Annotated in this window: 16 protein-coding genes; 11 read left to right on the top strand and 5 right to left on the bottom strand. The window is 58.2% G+C overall.

Features of this window, described 5'->3' with window-relative positions:
• The first annotated feature begins 71 nt into the window (after positions 1 to 71).
• The 5 genes from AB1462_RS25180 (at position 72) to AB1462_RS25160 (ending at position 3,728) form a co-directional block, all read left to right on the top strand.
• Positions 72 to 896, top strand: coding sequence for an aspartyl/asparaginyl beta-hydroxylase domain-containing protein (locus AB1462_RS25180; RefSeq protein ID WP_367248161.1), 825 nt, complete (start codon positions 72 to 74; stop codon positions 894 to 896).
• 147 nt (positions 897 to 1,043) lie between these two features.
• The gene (gene ppnN / locus AB1462_RS25175) at positions 1,044 to 2,417 is read left to right on the top strand and encodes a nucleotide 5'-monophosphate nucleosidase PpnN (RefSeq protein ID WP_090407498.1); all 1,374 of its coding nucleotides are present in this window, start codon (positions 1,044 to 1,046) and stop codon (positions 2,415 to 2,417) included.
• 217 nt (positions 2,418 to 2,634) lie between these two features.
• Positions 2,635 to 2,892 carry an AbrB/MazE/SpoVT family DNA-binding domain-containing protein gene (locus AB1462_RS25170; RefSeq protein WP_090410115.1) on the top strand — a complete coding sequence of 86 codons (258 nt, stop codon included), beginning with the start codon at positions 2,635 to 2,637 and terminating at the stop codon, positions 2,890 to 2,892.
• The gene (locus AB1462_RS25165) at positions 2,889 to 3,284 is read left to right on the top strand and encodes a type II toxin-antitoxin system VapC family toxin (protein ID WP_315337219.1); all 396 of its coding nucleotides are present in this window, start codon (positions 2,889 to 2,891) and stop codon (positions 3,282 to 3,284) included. The genes AB1462_RS25170 and AB1462_RS25165 overlap by 4 nt, the downstream gene beginning before the upstream one ends.
• Before the next feature lie 72 nt (positions 3,285 to 3,356).
• Positions 3,357 to 3,728 (top strand): hypothetical protein, encoded by a 372-nt coding sequence (locus AB1462_RS25160; protein WP_259193580.1) that lies wholly within the window; start codon positions 3,357 to 3,359, stop codon positions 3,726 to 3,728.
• 7 nt (positions 3,729 to 3,735) lie between these two features.
• Here the strand turns inward: AB1462_RS25160 and AB1462_RS25155 are convergent, their stop codons facing one another.
• A complete protein-coding gene (locus AB1462_RS25155; RefSeq protein WP_090407508.1) occupies positions 3,736 to 4,065 on the bottom strand; it encodes a YXWGXW repeat-containing protein in 330 nt (109 codons plus the stop codon).
• A gap of 132 nt (positions 4,066 to 4,197) precedes the next feature.
• Positions 4,198 to 5,094: a LysR family transcriptional regulator gene (locus AB1462_RS25150; protein ID WP_090407511.1), complete on the bottom strand. Its 897-nt coding sequence runs from the start codon at positions 5,092 to 5,094 to the stop codon at positions 4,198 to 4,200.
• A 38-nt stretch (positions 5,095 to 5,132) separates the two neighbouring features.
• On the opposite strand from AB1462_RS25150, the gene AB1462_RS25145 reads away from it, so the two are divergent.
• On the top strand, positions 5,133 to 5,858 hold the full coding sequence (locus tag AB1462_RS25145; protein WP_367248226.1) for an NAD(P)-binding domain-containing protein: 726 nt from the start codon (positions 5,133 to 5,135) through the stop codon (positions 5,856 to 5,858).
• A gap of 86 nt (positions 5,859 to 5,944) precedes the next feature.
• Here AB1462_RS25145 and mqo read toward each other — a convergent pair whose 3' ends face one another.
• On the bottom strand, positions 5,945 to 7,591 hold the full coding sequence (gene mqo / locus AB1462_RS25140; RefSeq protein WP_259193583.1) for a malate dehydrogenase (quinone): 1,647 nt from the start codon (positions 7,589 to 7,591) through the stop codon (positions 5,945 to 5,947).
• Between the two features lie 493 nt (positions 7,592 to 8,084).
• On the opposite strand from mqo, the gene AB1462_RS25135 reads away from it, so the two are divergent.
• Positions 8,085 to 9,272 carry an MFS transporter gene (locus AB1462_RS25135; RefSeq protein WP_259193584.1) on the top strand — a complete coding sequence of 396 codons (1,188 nt, stop codon included), beginning with the start codon at positions 8,085 to 8,087 and terminating at the stop codon, positions 9,270 to 9,272.
• A 71-nt stretch (positions 9,273 to 9,343) separates the two neighbouring features.
• Here AB1462_RS25135 and AB1462_RS25130 read toward each other — a convergent pair whose 3' ends face one another.
• Positions 9,344 to 9,565 (bottom strand): hypothetical protein, encoded by a 222-nt coding sequence (locus tag AB1462_RS25130; protein WP_090407549.1) that lies wholly within the window; start codon positions 9,563 to 9,565, stop codon positions 9,344 to 9,346.
• Between the two features lie 196 nt (positions 9,566 to 9,761).
• Here AB1462_RS25130 and AB1462_RS25125 point away from each other — a divergent pair, with 196 nt between their 5' ends.
• Positions 9,762 to 10,514 (top strand): metallophosphoesterase, encoded by a 753-nt coding sequence (locus AB1462_RS25125; RefSeq protein WP_259193585.1) that lies wholly within the window; start codon positions 9,762 to 9,764, stop codon positions 10,512 to 10,514.
• A gap of 88 nt (positions 10,515 to 10,602) precedes the next feature.
• On the opposite strand, the gene AB1462_RS25120 is transcribed toward AB1462_RS25125, so the two are convergent.
• Positions 10,603 to 10,893, bottom strand: coding sequence for a DUF6124 family protein (locus AB1462_RS25120; RefSeq protein ID WP_367248157.1), 291 nt, complete (start codon positions 10,891 to 10,893; stop codon positions 10,603 to 10,605).
• Positions 10,894 to 11,464: 571 nt separating this feature from the next.
• Here AB1462_RS25120 and AB1462_RS25115 point away from each other — a divergent pair.
• The 3 genes from AB1462_RS25115 (at position 11,465) to tal (ending at position 14,690) form a co-directional block, all read left to right on the top strand.
• Complete coding sequence (locus AB1462_RS25115; protein ID WP_367248156.1) at positions 11,465 to 12,127, top strand: Wzz/FepE/Etk N-terminal domain-containing protein; 663 nt, start codon at positions 11,465 to 11,467, stop codon at positions 12,125 to 12,127.
• A gap of 332 nt (positions 12,128 to 12,459) precedes the next feature.
• The gene (dusA, locus tag AB1462_RS25110; protein WP_367248154.1) at positions 12,460 to 13,455 is read left to right on the top strand and encodes a tRNA dihydrouridine(20/20a) synthase DusA; all 996 of its coding nucleotides are present in this window, start codon (positions 12,460 to 12,462) and stop codon (positions 13,453 to 13,455) included.
• A gap of 308 nt (positions 13,456 to 13,763) precedes the next feature.
• A complete protein-coding gene (tal, locus tag AB1462_RS25105) occupies positions 13,764 to 14,690 on the top strand; it encodes a transaldolase (protein WP_053136503.1) in 927 nt (308 codons plus the stop codon).
• The last annotated feature ends 136 nt before the right edge of the window (positions 14,691 to 14,826 follow it).

The raw sequence follows: 14,826 nt of genomic DNA, 5'->3' as shown, positions 1-14,826 counted from the left end.
TGTTTCAAAACCCACCACTCGCGGCCACGGATCCGGACCTGTCGAATGGCGTCCTCCTGGAGCTGTGTTGCATGAACAAGTCTGCTTTGCGTAAGAAAGCCGTATCGGTCGCCTGGGTGCTCGGCGTACTGCTGATTATCGATGTGTTCCCCGAAACCACGCTGGTGTTCCTCTGCCTGGTCCTGGTGTGTGGCGTTTACGACTTCCTGCGTAACGGCCTGTATGACAAGCCCACCTTCAAGAAATACTTTATCGGCAGCGGCCGTAACACCTGGCTGCTGGCGCCGTTCAACACCCTGTTCGACCTGCTGAGCTCGCGCAACCGTCACGTTTACACGATGCGCGACCTGCCGCCCGCCTGGCGCGCAGACCTGCAACAGGTGCTCGATGACGCCATGTCCCACAAGGATGAAATCATCGGCTACCTGGACGCACGCATGGCCGAGAAGAAGCGCGGCATGTTGTTTTTCCAGTGGTACGGGCGGCCGATCGAAACCACCCTGGATATTCCTGAACTGCGCAAAAAGCTGCCATTCGTGAAAACCATCGGTGTGTCGGTATTCAACGAAAACCGCTCGACGTCCTTTCACTTCGGCCCCCTGCGCATGATGTTCCGTGTGCTCTACAACATGGCACCGGCGCCCCATCACGACGGCGTGTACATCCAGGTCGGCAAGCACAAGCATTACTGGCATGACGACCCGCTGTTTATCTTCGATGACACGCTGATGCATGCGTCCTTCAACAAAAATGACGCCAAGCGCTACTGTCTGTTTATCGACATCGTACGGCCGACGCCGCTGCCATCGGTGCTTAACGCCGTCATCGCGGGATTTGCCGGGCTGGTCTTCACCCTGCGTCGAGTTTTCTACAAAAACTGGAAGCTGATTGAGTAAGTTCTGCGGCATGATGGTGTTGGACGGTATTTGCGCTCGGCCCTGCGCCTGAGGTAAATATTCGGCTCGTGCGCTCTAACCTGCGCCCACCATTCTCAAGTCATCGCACCTCAACAGGTGCGATGACTGCGCTTTCAAGGAATCAGAATGCCCCAACGCCAAGTCATCAATGCCTCCGTCAGCCCCAAGGGCAGCCTCGAAACCCTGTCCCAACGTGAAGTCCAGCAACTGAGCGAAGCCGGTACCGGCAGCATCTACACCCTGTTTCGCCAGTGCGCCCTGGCGATCCTCAACACCGGCGCGCATATCGATAACGCCAAGACCATCCTCGACGCCTACAAGAACTTTGAAGTGCGCATCCACCAGCAGGACCGTGGCGTGCGCCTGGAACTGCTGAACGCCCCCGCCGATGCTTTCGTCGATGGCGAAATGATCGCCAGCACCCGCGAAATGCTGTTCAGCGCCCTGCGCGACATCGTCTACACCGAGAACGAGCTGGACAGCCAGCGCATCGACCTGAGCAACTCCCAGGGCATCACCGACTACGTGTTCCACCTGCTGCGCAACGCCCGCACGCTGCGTCCGGGTGTGGAACCGAAGATCGTGGTGTGCTGGGGCGGGCACTCGATCAATACCGAAGAGTACAAATACACCAAGAAAGTCGGCCACGAACTCGGCCTGCGCAGCCTCGACGTATGCACCGGTTGCGGCCCAGGCGTGATGAAAGGCCCGATGAAGGGCGCGACCATTTCCCACGCCAAGCAACGCATTACCGGCGGGCGCTACCTGGGCCTGACCGAGCCGGGCATCATCGCCGCCGAAGCGCCGAACCCCATCGTTAACGAACTGGTGATCCTGCCGGACATCGAAAAACGCCTGGAAGCCTTCGTGCGCGTGGGCCACGGCATCATCATCTTCCCCGGCGGCGCCGGCACGGCCGAAGAGTTCCTGTACCTGCTGGGCATCCTGATGCACCCGGACAACCGCGACGTGCCCTTCCCGGTCATTCTCACCGGGCCGAAACAAGCCGCGCCGTACCTGCAACAACTGCATGCCTTCGTCGGCGCCACCCTCGGCGAAGCCGCGCAGGCGCACTACCAGATCATCATCGACGACCCGGCCGAAGTGGCCCGCCAGATGACTGCCGGCCTCAAGGCGGTGAAGCAGTTCCGCCGTGAGCGCAACGACGCGTTCCACTTCAACTGGCTGCTGAAGATCGACGAAGGCTTCCAGCGCCCGTTCGACCCAACCCACGAAAACATGGCCAGTCTGCAGCTGAGCCACACGCTGCCGCCCCATGAACTGGCGGCCAACCTGCGCCGTGCGTTCTCGGGGATCGTGGCGGGTAACGTGAAGGACAAGGGCATTCGCCTGATCGAACAACACGGTCCGTACGAGATCAACGGCGACCCGGCCATCATGAAGCCACTGGATGAGCTGTTGCAGGCGTTTGTCGCCCAGCACCGCATGAAGTTGCCGGGCGGCGCGGCGTATGTACCGTGCTATCGCGTGGTGCAGTGAGCTAGCCCGGCACTGTCGCGCATTTGATGACAGCCGCCAGGCTTCAACGGGCGGTCGGTCATAGTTTGTATCTGTTTGCGGCATGGGTAAGCGTGTGGCGGGGCTGAGTTCGGGCTAGGGTTTTATGACTCCGACTCACCCCTCCTCTGAAGAGCGACCTATGGACCAACGGATATTGTCCTCCATCATTCCTTACCCTAAGGTAAGGAATATTATGTTGGAGATCTTTACTATGGCGACCGCCACACTTACCTCAAAAGGGCAAATCACCATCCCCGTCCAAGTCAGGGCTGCACTGGGCCTGGAAACAGGCGACCGCGTCGAGTTCGTCGAAACGGAAGATGGCAAGTTTTCCATCATTGCAGCGAGCAAGACTGTCCATGACCTCAAGGGGCTGATCCAGAAGCCTGCCAGGGCTGTGTCCATTGACGACATGAACCGTGCCATCGCGGCGCAGGGAGCGAAGGCTGGATGATCGGACTGGATACCAATGTACTGGTGCGCTACGTCACCCAGGATGATCCCGTTCAATCCCCCAAGGCATCCGAATTGATCGAATCCCTCACCACGCTTTCGCCAGGGTTTGTCAGCCTGGTCTCCGTGGTGGAATTGGTATGGGTGTTACAGAGCTGCTACCAATCCGCTAAAAATGACATCGTCGTCGTTCTGGAAACCCTGCTGCGCACCCGTGAGCTGACCATCGAACATGCCGAAGTCATCTGGCAGGCGCTTCGACGGTTCACGGCCAACAACGCCGATTTTGCCGACTGCCTAATAGAGCGCTGCGCCCACGCCGCCGGCTGCGAATACACCGCCACCTTTGACCTCAGTGCGGCCAAGGCAGCAGGTATGGAGCGTCTGGCCTGAGCCGTAGCATTGCGGCAACGGGCAGGCTTTGGTAAAAATCGCGCTTATCCCTGATCGAGAGAAAGCCCCCACGTGCGCACGCTTCTTCTTGCTGCCCTGGCCCTGACGCCGTCCCTCGCACTGGCCGAGATCATCTGGCCCGACCTGCCAAAGAGCTGCTTCGTCAGCGGGCGCTCTGCCACCAGTGTGGATGTCGACACCGGCTGCGCAGCGTTCCTGATCAATGTGCAAGGCAAAGCGGCGGGTACGCCGATCAAGGTGGATATTCCCCAATACGCTTTACACATCGACGAAGCCACCGGCAAACAGACGCCAGTGATCATCATCCAGGCCGAAGAGAACGGAGAGGTCAAGGCCGTGGGATACAAGGAGCTGGGCACCGATCAACTCGGTGCCGCGCTGCTACGGGAAATACGGTTCCTGGGTACAAGGAAGCCATCCTAGTCGGGGCTCAACGAACCCAGCCACCGCCCTGCCAGTGGTAACCATCATTACGCTGCACCCAATGCGGATGCACATAACGATAGCCTTCGCGCACCGGCTCCCAATGGCCGTGTACGGCAACGTAGCGACCGCCTTCCCAGCGCCAGTAACCACGTGACCATATGTAGCCTTCACGTACGGCAGGCTCGACTTCGATGACCTGAACCGGCGGCGGTTGTGGCGCCACCACCTCGACATATTCACGCTGCACAGGCCGGCGCTCATGCACCACGCGCTCCTGCACACACCCGGACGCCGCGACGACAACTGCCGCTAATGCCGCGTAACGTAACAACATACAACCCCCTCGGGCGTTATCGCCCCACACTTGCACCGGTAAAAAATGCCTCCGTGTTTTAGCCGTGCTCCTGCTCAGGTCTGGGTACTTTTTTAACAGGTTGTGTCTGTCGGATTGCTGAAGCAGCACGCATCAAGGGTGACCGAAGCGTCCCAACACCGCTTCGACAAAGCGTCTCAGCTTGGCCGTACGCTGGCGATTCGCCGTGTAGACAAGGTGCATCGGCCGGCTCGGCGCTTCATAGTCCGGCAGCACCCGGACCAATTCGCCCCTGGCCAATGCCCCACGCAAAAAGTCTTCGGGGCCGAGCACGATGCCAAAGCCATCCAGCGCGGCGGACATCAAGGCTCTGCTTTCATTGATCTGCAAACGGCTGGCAACCTGCACCTTGTACGGCGTCGAATCCTGGGAGAACACCCACTCGCGATCCGCCGGCCGCGACCAGAAGGCATATCCGAGGCATTCGTGACGCTCAAGGTCCGCCGGAGCCTGCGGGGTTCCGCGTGCCGCCAGGTACTCCGGCGAAGCACAGACCACCAAGCGGTAAGGTGCCAGCGGCCTGGCTGTCAGACCGGTGGTCGCCAGGGGGCCGATACGAAAAGCGGCTTCATAGCCCTCCTCCACCAGGTCCACGAAACGGTCGGTCAAGTGCAGGTCGATTTCCACATCCGGGTTATCGCGCAGGAACCCGGTAATCAACGGCATCAGGCTGTTGGAGCCAAAGGTTACCGGAGCGGTGATTTTCAGTTTGCCGCGCGGCGTGTCGTTCATGATCTGCGCCAGTGAATCGGCAGCCTCGGCTTCTACCAGGATATGTTTGCAACGCTCGTAGTACGCGCTCCCCAACTCCGTCAGGCTTTGCCTTCGTGTGGTGCGGTTAAGTAAGCGAGCACCCAGCCGTTGCTCCAACGCGGCGACATGTTTGGCCACCATCTGCGGCGACATGCTCAAGCGCTCGGCAGCCCGCGCGTACGAGCCCAACTCAGCAGCCATCACAAAGGCATTCATGCTCGACAGCCGATCCATCATTCCCTACTCCCAGTAACAACACCCACACCAAAACGACGATTTATCGCCAATTAGTTGCCAATCATCATAGCCGCTCCCCCATTCATTGGAGCAAGACCATGAAGATTGGTGTTATTGGAGCAGGCTTTATCGGGCGCGCCGTGGCCCAACTGGCGCTGGCGGCCGGGCACGAAGTGATGTTGAGTAACTCCCGCGGCCCACACACCATGAGCAGCGTAGTGAGCGGCATACTCGGCGTGCAGGTGGGCAGCGCCGACGACGCCGCCAGATTCGGCGATGTGGTGCTCGTGGCGATCCCCCTGGAGCATTACCGCAGCGTCCCGGCGCAATGGCTGGAAGGCAAGACCGTGATGGACGCCAATAATTACTACCCGAACCGCGACGGGCATATCCCGGCCCTGGATCGCTTTGAAACCACCACCAGCCGGTTGCTCGCCGAGCATTTGCCCCATTCACATGTAGTGAAAGTGTTCAACGCGATCTTCGCCCCCGACCTGACGCAGGACGCCCGCCCCCACGGCGCTCCCGACCGCCGCGCGTTGCCGGTGGCCGCGGATGACGCCGCAGCGAAGGCACGCGTCATCACGCTACTCGACGAACTGGGGTTCGACGCCGTGGATGCCGGTAGCCTGGATGACAGCTGGCGGTTGGAACGGGGCAAGCCTGCCTATTGCGTCCCCCTGGACCAGGCTGGTTTGAAGGCCGCGCTGGCTGCCGCCGAGCGTACGGTTGAACTGCCTCCTGTCGAGCGCTCCCGCAGTTAATCACGCAAAAAAAAGCCCGCTGACCGTTACCGGTTCAGCGGGCTTTTTGTTACCGGCAAGGTCCTGACTCAGAACCTCGCAGCGGCTTACAGCGCCAGGTCAGACGCCGGCTTGCTCGGTTCAGCCGCAGGCTTGGCAGCCTCGGTCGCCTTGACAGCAGCCTTTTGCGGAATAACAGGCGGTGTAGGCAGTTGCAGGATATTGGCGGTGTAGGCCCATTCCTTGGCAACAGCCTCAGGACTGTCGTTCAGCTTGGTGCCGTAGCTTGGCACGATCTGGTGCAGTTTTGCCTGCCACTCTGGGGTGGCAACCTTGTCCTTGAACACTTTCTGCAGCACGGTCAGCATGATCGGAGCCGCGGTGGACGCGCCTGGCGATGCACCCAACAGGCCTGCAATGGTGTTGTCGGCGGAGCTGACCACTTCGGTACCGAGTTTCAGGACGCCGCCCTGCTCTTCGTCACGCTTGATGATCTGCACGCGCTGACCGGCCTGCCACAGGCGCCAGTCGGATTGCTTGGCGTTCGGGAAGTACTCCTGCAGCGCCTTGAAGCGGTCGTCATCCGACAGCATCAGTTGGCCGGCGAGGTACTCGACCAGTGGGTATTCACGAATACCGACTTTGGTCATTGGCCAGATGTTGTGGGTGGTGGTGCTGGTCAGCAGGTCCAGGTACGAACCTTCTTTCAGGAACTTGGTCGAGAAGGTCGCGAATGGGCCAAACAGAATCACGCGCTTGCCATCCAGCACGCGGGTGTCCAGGTGTGGAACCGACATCGGTGGCGCGCCAACCGAAGCCTTACCGTAGGCCTTGGCCAGGTGCTGCTCGGCGACGGTTGGATTATCGGTCACCAGGAACGAGCCACCAACCGGGAAGCCAGCGTATTCCTTGGCTTCAGGAATGCCCGACTTCTGCAGCAGGTGCAGTGCACCGCCGCCGGCGCCGATGAACACGAACTTGGCGTCGGTTTCAGTCTTGGTGCCATCTTTCAGGTTTTTGTAGCTGACACGCCACGAACCGTCGGCGTTCTTGGTGATGTCCTGCACTTCGCTCGACAGTTTCAGGTCGAACTTAGGCGTGGTTTGCAGGTGAGCGACGAACTGGCGGGTGATCTCGCCGAAGTTCATGTCGGTACCCAGCGGGCTCCAGGTGGCCGCGATTTTCTGGTTCGGGTCACGCCCTTCCATCATCAACGGAACCCATTTGGCGATCTGCGCCGGGTCTTCGGAGTACTGCATGCCGGCAAACAGCGGGCTCGCTTGCAGGGCTTCGTAGCGCTTCTTGAGGAACTTGATGTTGTCATCGCCCCACACAAAGCTCATGTGCGGTGTGGAGTTGATGAACGAACGCGGGTTCTTCAGCACGCCCTGCTGGACCTGCCAGGACCAGAACTGGCGGGAGATCTGGAACGCTTCGTTGATCTCGACCGCTTTCGGGATCTCAACGTTGCCGTTCTTATCTTCCGGGGTGTAGTTCAGCTCAGCCAGGGCCGAGTGACCGGTACCGGCGTTGTTCCAGCCGTTGGAGCTTTCTTCGGCGACGCCGTCGAGGCGCTCGACCATTTCCATCGACCAGCCCGGCTCCAGCTCGTTAAGCCAGACACCCAGGGTTGCACTCATGATGCCGCCGCCGATCAGCAGCACATCGACTTTCTTTGCCTCTTCCGCGTGAACGGACGTGATCCCCATCGACAAAGCCAGCCCCAGCAGGGCAGTGTTTACTTTCTTAAACATCAGTAGCACCTATGATAAAACGCCATCCGCCCTACCGTCCCGGATCATGGGCAACCCTCAATCACGCTGCGCCAGGCAACGCACCGCGAGGTTTACACATATATACGGGGACCGCAGGGTGGGCACACAAGGCCGACGTATCGACCTCACTTTTATGTCCCTTCTGCGCTGACTTCTTATCATTATTGGCTTCAGCTACCTGGGCGACAGCCAACCGCCGGGACGTATACGGGTGTACGCACCGGGGAAAGACTAGACCAAGACGGCGCGCAGAATATCACGCTAAACGGCGTTTATGCGTCGTTTGGCCAATTGACAGCTCTAAATCGCGGGTTTTAACGCGCGGATGTCAAGCGTGGCAAGCGCGACGTGGGGTCACAGGGTGTTTAATGAAACTGAACTCTGCCAAAAATGGCTGTTCTAGACGCCTTCACCGTTGCTTGCGTAGCATCGACGGTTCTCCCCCGTGCCACCCTTCAACATAGAGCGATCCATGTCTATCCACCAAACACCCGGGCACGTACTGCCCGCGCGCAGCGCCGCCAAAATGGAAGCTGCCATGGCCGTGGGCGCCTTCGCGATCGGTACTGGCGAATTCGCCATCATGGGCCTGATGCCCGATATCGCCCAAAACCTGGGCTTAAGCGAACCCCAAGTCGGCCACGCCATCAGCGCCTACGCCCTCGGCGTGATGGTCGGCGCCCCGCTGCTGGCCATCCTCGGTGCCAAGCTGCTACGCAAACATATGCTGCTGTTGCTGATGGGCCTGTATGCCCTGGGCAACCTCGCCACCGCCTTCACCCCGACCTTCGGCTCACTGGTGGCCTTCCGCTTTATCAGCGGCCTGCCCCACGGCGCCTACTTCGGCATCGCCGCCGTGGTCGCCTCGAGCATGGTGCCCAACGACAAACGCGCCGGCGCCGTGGCGCGGGTCATGATGGGCCTGACCCTGGCCATGTTGCTCGGCAACCCGATTGCCACCTTCCTCGGCCAGCACCTGGGCTGGCGCTCGGCGTTTGCACTGGTGAGCGTGATCGCCCTGTGCACCATCGCCCTGGTCTGGCAATTCGTGCCCCACCGCCACGACGAACAACGCAGCGACCCGCGCAAGGAACTGCGCGCCTTCACCAAACCCCAGGTGTGGATGGCCCTGTCCATTGGTGCCATTGGCTTTGCCGGGATGTTCTGCGTGTTCAGCTACCTGGCGCCGACCATGCTGGAAGTGACCAAGGTGTCGCCGCAGTGGATTCCATTTGGGCTGGCAGCGTTTGGCGTGGGCGGGATTATCGGCAACATCGCCGGCGGCAAGCTGTTTGATCGCATGCAGTTTCGCGCCGTGGGCTGGATATTGGTGTGGTCGATGGCCGTGTTGCTGTTCTTCCCCCTCGCGGCGTCCTCGCTATGGGGCGTGCTGCTGAGCATGGGCCTGGTCGGCACCATGGTCTCGTTGGCCGCACCGCTGCAGATCCGCCTGATGGACATCGCCCACGAAGCACCGAGCCTGGCGGCAGCGTCCAACCATGCGGCGTTCAACCTGGCCAATGCGCTGGGACCATGGTTTGGCGGGATGGCGATTACGGCTGGGTTTGGTTGGACCAGCACCGGCTACATCGGCGCGGCTACGGCACTGGTCGGACTGGGCCTCTACCTGATCGCCCGCCGGATGAAGGGCGGCCACTAACGCCTGAGGGAGGGGATTGCCCCCGATAGCAGTGGGTCAGTCAACACACCAATGACTGACCCACCCCCCCATCAATCATCATGCAACAACCCCGACCCATACTCCCCATAACTACTCCCCAGCCCACTGCCGCCAAAATTCATCTTCGCGGCCTTGCTGGGGCTGTGGTCCCCAAACGCCTGGCATCCGCCTGAAAAACAAGGGTCACTGCTCACACCGGACGAACCCGAAGAACAAGCGCCCAACAGCAACGTGCCAGCAATCATCACGACTTTGAGGAGGTTCGAGATCATTTTTTCAGTTCCCTGTGGACTGGAGGCGCGAGGGTCCTCTCTTGAGCAAGATCGTAGACCTCAACGGTGTAGGGAATTATGAAACTTTACTGGGTGACAGGGTGGGTTCAGGTTGCCTGATTCGGGGGGATGCCAGGTTTTCGCAGGCAGTGGCAATGATATAGTCCATTAATGTCCACCCCACCGAAGCCTGAACATGTACACCATCGACGTATTTGAATCCAACCCAAAGGGCCGCGACTTCGTGGTGGGTGATATTCACGGGCATTTCAAGCTACTCGCGTCACTCATGGAAAAAGTAAACTTCAACACCCAACAGGATCGCTTGTTTTGTGTGGGCGACCTTATTGATAGAGGCCCTGACTCTATTGATGTATTGAAGTGGCTCAGCGAGCCCTGGTTCTACGGCGTACGCGGCAACCACGAACAGATGCTGATTGATTGCCTCTCGGGAAGCGGCGACATTAACAGGCACACGCGAAACGGCGGAGCGTGGCTGTACGCGCTGGCTCCCAGCGTCCAGAACGAGATTTACAACGTACTGCAAACCCTCCCAGTAATGATTGAGATCGGCTTATCGGATGGTCGAAAAATCGGCATTGTCCATGCTGAAGCGTTTCTTTCATGTGCTACCCATAGTTGGCAAGACGCCAAAGACGCTATCAGTGGTGTGCGAGGGGAATCCGCCCAACAACAAGCGTTGAAAACCGCACTCTATGCCAGGGAAAAAATAGAGCAGCAAAACCAGGCACCGATCACAGGTTTGGATACGTTATATGTGGGCCACTCGACAGTCCCCCATGTGCATCCATTGGGCAATGTCGTTTATATCGATACCGGTTGTTCTTTTTCGGACGGTGCGTTGAGTTTGATAGATATAGAGAGTGGAGAGGTTAGCCATGTAAGCATGCATTTATTGCATGATTCACTCGGTGTCAGTGCGCAGTAATTACTTGAACGTGAGCAAGCATTCCCCTAAGGAATACTGGGGGGGAACAGGTTGCAGCCTTCTTGGGCTAAGGCGGCAAGGTTGGGTGTCAGGATGTGGTCGCGCTGGCTGCCGGGGCTACTTGCTCTTGGGCTCGGTCGACGAGCAGAGAGCTCAACTCGATTAGCGGCTGAATGCCCAAGGCAATGGAGCGCTGGGATTCGTCGAGGTCGAAAGCCAGGGTTGTTGCCATTTGGTTAGCGGATGCAAGGTTTTCGGCGGCGTTGGCCAGGAGGGTTTCGGTGTCGATATTGGGGCTGACGAGGAAGACGTTGCCAGTGGGTTGTTCGGCTGGTGCAGCGTTTGAAGCATGAGGTGGGTTAGGTGTGACCTTGTACATGGCGAAGCTCCTTAACTATTCAGGAACTGCCAAACTCACTTCCACATGAGGGTGGCAGCTGTACGCAGGTGTGGAAGACCAGGGCTAAGGACCCGGCGCACCGAAGTGCCCCGCGCACAGCCGCCGAAACACATAATACAGGCGTAAAAAAACGCCGGTAGGTGTTTATGGGCGATTGAGCGCCTTCAGCTTGGTCGGACTTCCACATCCGGCCGCTGGGTTGGCAGCAGCTTGAGGAGGTTAGCTATGGGTGGTCTGAGGGGCAAGCCGAGAAAAGTGTGGGAGATTTCCCGGAAAGCATAGTGGACTGAGACAAGGATATCGTGGCCTGCCCCCCCGATATTTCGATTTTATCGTGCAGGCGATCCTATGCTGTAAGGCCAAGGGCATGATGAAACGTCAATGCGTGACAGCTACGGCTCATGCGGTGGCAAGCAGGAACGACTCCACAAAGAGCGACCTCCACTTATGCAAATAAGAATAACTCACACCTGAATCGACTAATAATAATACATGCCGTATTGCGTTTTTTTCTCTACAATTCGGAAACGTAACGTAAAGGAATTTTTTTGTGAGCATTTCAAAAAACTCGAACACCCACCACGCTAATGATGAAATAGATTTGATTCCACTTATCCAAGCCTTATGGACAAGTAAGAAAATCCTTATAGCCACAACAGTAGTGGGCACTATTGTTTCATATGCAATCTATGCAACCTCCCCCGTACAATGGACTGCCAGCACTTACATCACCAAAGCCTCGCTATACAGCTTATATGAAGAAGTCAAACAAAAAGAACCGGCCTCTGCTGCGAACCCGCAATCGCTGGCAACCGATCTGTACAGCTCAATACAAAACGATGTGTTCTACACCGCCATGGGCGTAATGGCGGCTCAAGCCATTACACTGAAGGAAGCACCACCTAAGACAGGCAAAAACGAATCTTTCCTGTACGTCGCATCGACAACAGCCACGACTGAAGAGTCAGCAAGAGCGCAACTGAAATCAGCACTGGATACGGCCAACAACGAAGCCATCGCACTTAACTTGCCACCGCTGGCTTCTGGAAAAAGCGTCCGCGCGTTCAACGTTCTCGACGAAGTCAAAACCGTTAACAGCAAAAACTCAACAACATTCATCGTACTGGGTGCTTTCTTGGGTTTTATTCTGGGTAGTTTTTTTGTATTGGGCAGATTTCTCACACGGCAATATAAGCAGCCGAATCGTTCGTAGAACGTTCTAGAGCAATGCTTCGATCAACAAACAAACAACGCAGACTAATAATAAAGCAATAAAAACAATAAACAATTTCGCGGAAAATGTCGTTTTCATTAATAGTACTTATAAAAAATAATGGCATTGAGCCATTATTATCCCACCATAAAGACTTTTTTTCACGATGATTTTCCCCCGCCTGCGATCTGAAGAAAAAAAGGGACGAAAAAAAGCAAAAAAGGAGACAGATTTATTTAACACTGGGCCTCGCATCGCACGATCAACACCCAGCCCCTCCAACCCATTCCTGATAAACTGCCCACCCTTCGCATTCTCCATCCCAGATCCCAATGCCCTCAGTCATAGCTCCACCGCAAGCCCTCTCCCGCCGCTTTTCCGTGGCCCCCATGATGGACTGGACCGACCGCCACTGCCGGTTCTTCCTGCGCCTGCTCTCCAAGCACGCCCTGCTCTACACCGAGATGGTCACCACCGGCGCGATTCTCCATGGCGACCACGACCGTTTCCTGCGTCATAACGAAGCCGAGCACCCTCTGGCGCTCCAGCTCGGCGGCAGTGTCCCCGCCGATCTGGCCGCCTGTGCCCGTATGGCCGAAGCCGCCGGTTACGACGAAGTAAACCTGAACGTCGGCTGCCCCAGCGACCGCGTACAAAACAACATGATCGGCGCGATCCTGATGGCTCACCCGGCCCTGGTGGCCGATTGCGTGAAGGCGATGCGTGATGCGGTGTCGATTCCGGTGACGGTAAAGCACCGTATCGGGATCAACGGCCGGGACAGTTACGCCGAGCTGTGTGATTTCGTCGGAACGGTGAAGGACGCCGGCTGCACCAGTTTTACCGTGCATGCGCGGATTGCGATTCTGGAGGGGTTGTCGCCGAAGGAGAACCGCGACATTCCGCCGTTGCGTTATGACGTGGCGGCGCAGTTGAAGCAGGATTTCCCGGAGTTGGAGATTATTCTCAACGGCGGCATCAAGACGCTGGAGCACTGCCATGAGCATTTGCAGACGTTTGATGGGGTGATGCTGGGCCGGGAGGCTTATCACAATCCGTATCTGCTGGCGGAGGTGGATCAGCAGTTGTTTGGCAGTGAATCGCCGGTGATCAGCCGGGCTGAGGCGTTGGCGCAGTTGCGGCCTTATATTGCTGAGCATTTGGCGACTGGCGGGACGATGCATCACATTACGCGGCATGTGCTGGGGTTGGGCACCGGTTTCCCTGGGGCGCGCAGATTCAGGCAGTTGTTGTCGGTGGATATTCATAAGGCTGCGGATCCGCTGGCATTGTTGGATCAGGCTGGGGCATTGTTGGAAGGGCGTTGATTGGATAGCTTGCAGGGGGTCAGTTGATTATTGGATGAGCTGACACACCGCCATCGGGGGCAAGCCCCCTCCCACATTTGGTGCAGTGTGTGCCAGGGAAGGCGTCAGTTGGCATGAAGGCGATATCCGACATCGGGCAGTTGGGTTGAACCTGTCGGCCGTTCTGGCCTCCTATTCAGCAGTACGGCCGGGCATTCAAACGGCTGTTTTCAGGTTGTTGCCCTCGCAAACGATCGAACGCATTTGCGCCCTTGAGCGCCTGCCAGCGCTCGGGTAATGTCATCAGACCCATAGGACAGAGCACGCCCATGACTTCCAAGCTGGAACAACTCAAGCAATTCACTACTGTCGTAGCCGATACCGGCGATTTTTCTACCCTCGCCAAGCTCAAGCCTCAAGACGCCACTACCAACCCTTCCCTGCTGCTCAAGGCTGCGTCGATTCCGGGCTATGCCAAGCTGCTGGATGAGTGTGTGCAGGACTGCAACGGCGATGTCGGCCTGGCCAGCGACCGTTTTGCGGTGGCCGTGGGCCAAGAGATCCTGAAAGTCGTGCCAGGGCGTATCTCCACTGAGGTGGACGCGCGCCTGTCGTTCGACACTGACGCCGTACTCAAGCGTGCGCACCGTCTGATCGACCTGTACGACAAAGCTGGCGTTAGCCGTGACCGCGTGCTGATCAAGATCGCCTCCACCTGGGAAGGCATCCGCGCGGCGGAGAAGCTGGAAAAAGAAGGCATCCAGACCAACCTGACCCTGCTGTTCTCGTTTGCCCAGGCGGTAGCGTGCGCAGAAGCCGGGGTGTTCCTGATTTCACCGTTCGTAGGCCGTATCTACGACTGGTACAAGAAAGCCAATGGCAACGACTACACCGGCGCGGATGATCCGGGCGTGCAGTCGGTGACGCGCATCTACAACTACTACAAGGCTAATGGCTACAAGACCGTGGTGATGGGTGCGAGCTTCCGTAACCTGAGCCAGATTGAAGAGCTGGCCGGCTGTGATCGCCTGACCATCAGCCCGGACCTGCTGGAGAAGCTGGCGGCGGATGAAGGCAAGCTGGAGCGTAAGTTGTCGCCAGGGCATGCCGGGGAAGCGCGGGTGCATCTGACTGAAGCGCAGTTCCGTTGGGAGTCCAACGAGGATGCGATGGCGACCGAGAAGCTGGCGGAGGGGATTCGTCAGTTTGCTCGAGACCAGGAGAAGCTTGAGGCGCTGTTGTCCGCCAAGCTGTAAACGGCGCAGGCGGCAAAAAGGGCGGTACCTGTGAGGGTACCGCCCTTTTTTGCTCTGTTGTCCCCTAAGTAGCAGCTGCCGAGCGCAAGCGAGGCTGCGTCTGCGGGGTGTCAGGGAGGCCGCTGACGCAGCCTCG

Source organism: Pseudomonas sp. SB113, assembly GCF_040754745.1.
GTDB classification, from domain to species: Bacteria; Pseudomonadota; Gammaproteobacteria; order Pseudomonadales; family Pseudomonadaceae; genus Aquipseudomonas; species Aquipseudomonas grimontii.
The sequence above is the reverse complement of the archived record's forward strand: the minus strand, read 5'-3'. Positions and strand labels throughout refer to the sequence as shown.

Excerpts from the sequence above, each read along its gene's own strand:
- AB1462_RS25180 (WP_367248161.1), top strand. The coding sequence starts at position 72 with ATGAACAAGTCTGCTTTGCGTAAGAAAGCCGTATCGGTCGCCTGGGTG.
- ppnN (WP_090407498.1), top strand. The coding sequence starts at position 1,044 with ATGCCCCAACGCCAAGTCATCAATGCCTCCGTCAGCCCCAAGGGCAGC.
- AB1462_RS25165 (WP_315337219.1), top strand. The coding sequence starts at position 2,889 with ATGATCGGACTGGATACCAATGTACTGGTGCGCTACGTCACCCAGGAT.
- AB1462_RS25155 (WP_090407508.1), bottom strand. The coding sequence starts at position 4,065 with ATGTTGTTACGTTACGCGGCATTAGCGGCAGTTGTCGTCGCGGCGTCC.
- AB1462_RS25150 (WP_090407511.1), bottom strand. The coding sequence starts at position 5,094 with ATGATGGATCGGCTGTCGAGCATGAATGCCTTTGTGATGGCTGCTGAG.
- mqo (WP_259193583.1), bottom strand. The coding sequence starts at position 7,591 with ATGTTTAAGAAAGTAAACACTGCCCTGCTGGGGCTGGCTTTGTCGATG.
- AB1462_RS25135 (WP_259193584.1), top strand. The coding sequence starts at position 8,085 with ATGTCTATCCACCAAACACCCGGGCACGTACTGCCCGCGCGCAGCGCC.
- AB1462_RS25130 (WP_090407549.1), bottom strand. The coding sequence starts at position 9,565 with ATGATCTCGAACCTCCTCAAAGTCGTGATGATTGCTGGCACGTTGCTG.
- AB1462_RS25125 (WP_259193585.1), top strand. The coding sequence starts at position 9,762 with ATGTACACCATCGACGTATTTGAATCCAACCCAAAGGGCCGCGACTTC.
- AB1462_RS25120 (WP_367248157.1), bottom strand. The coding sequence starts at position 10,893 with ATGTACAAGGTCACACCTAACCCACCTCATGCTTCAAACGCTGCACCA.
- dusA (WP_367248154.1), top strand. The coding sequence starts at position 12,460 with ATGCCCTCAGTCATAGCTCCACCGCAAGCCCTCTCCCGCCGCTTTTCC.
- tal (WP_053136503.1), top strand. The coding sequence starts at position 13,764 with ATGACTTCCAAGCTGGAACAACTCAAGCAATTCACTACTGTCGTAGCC.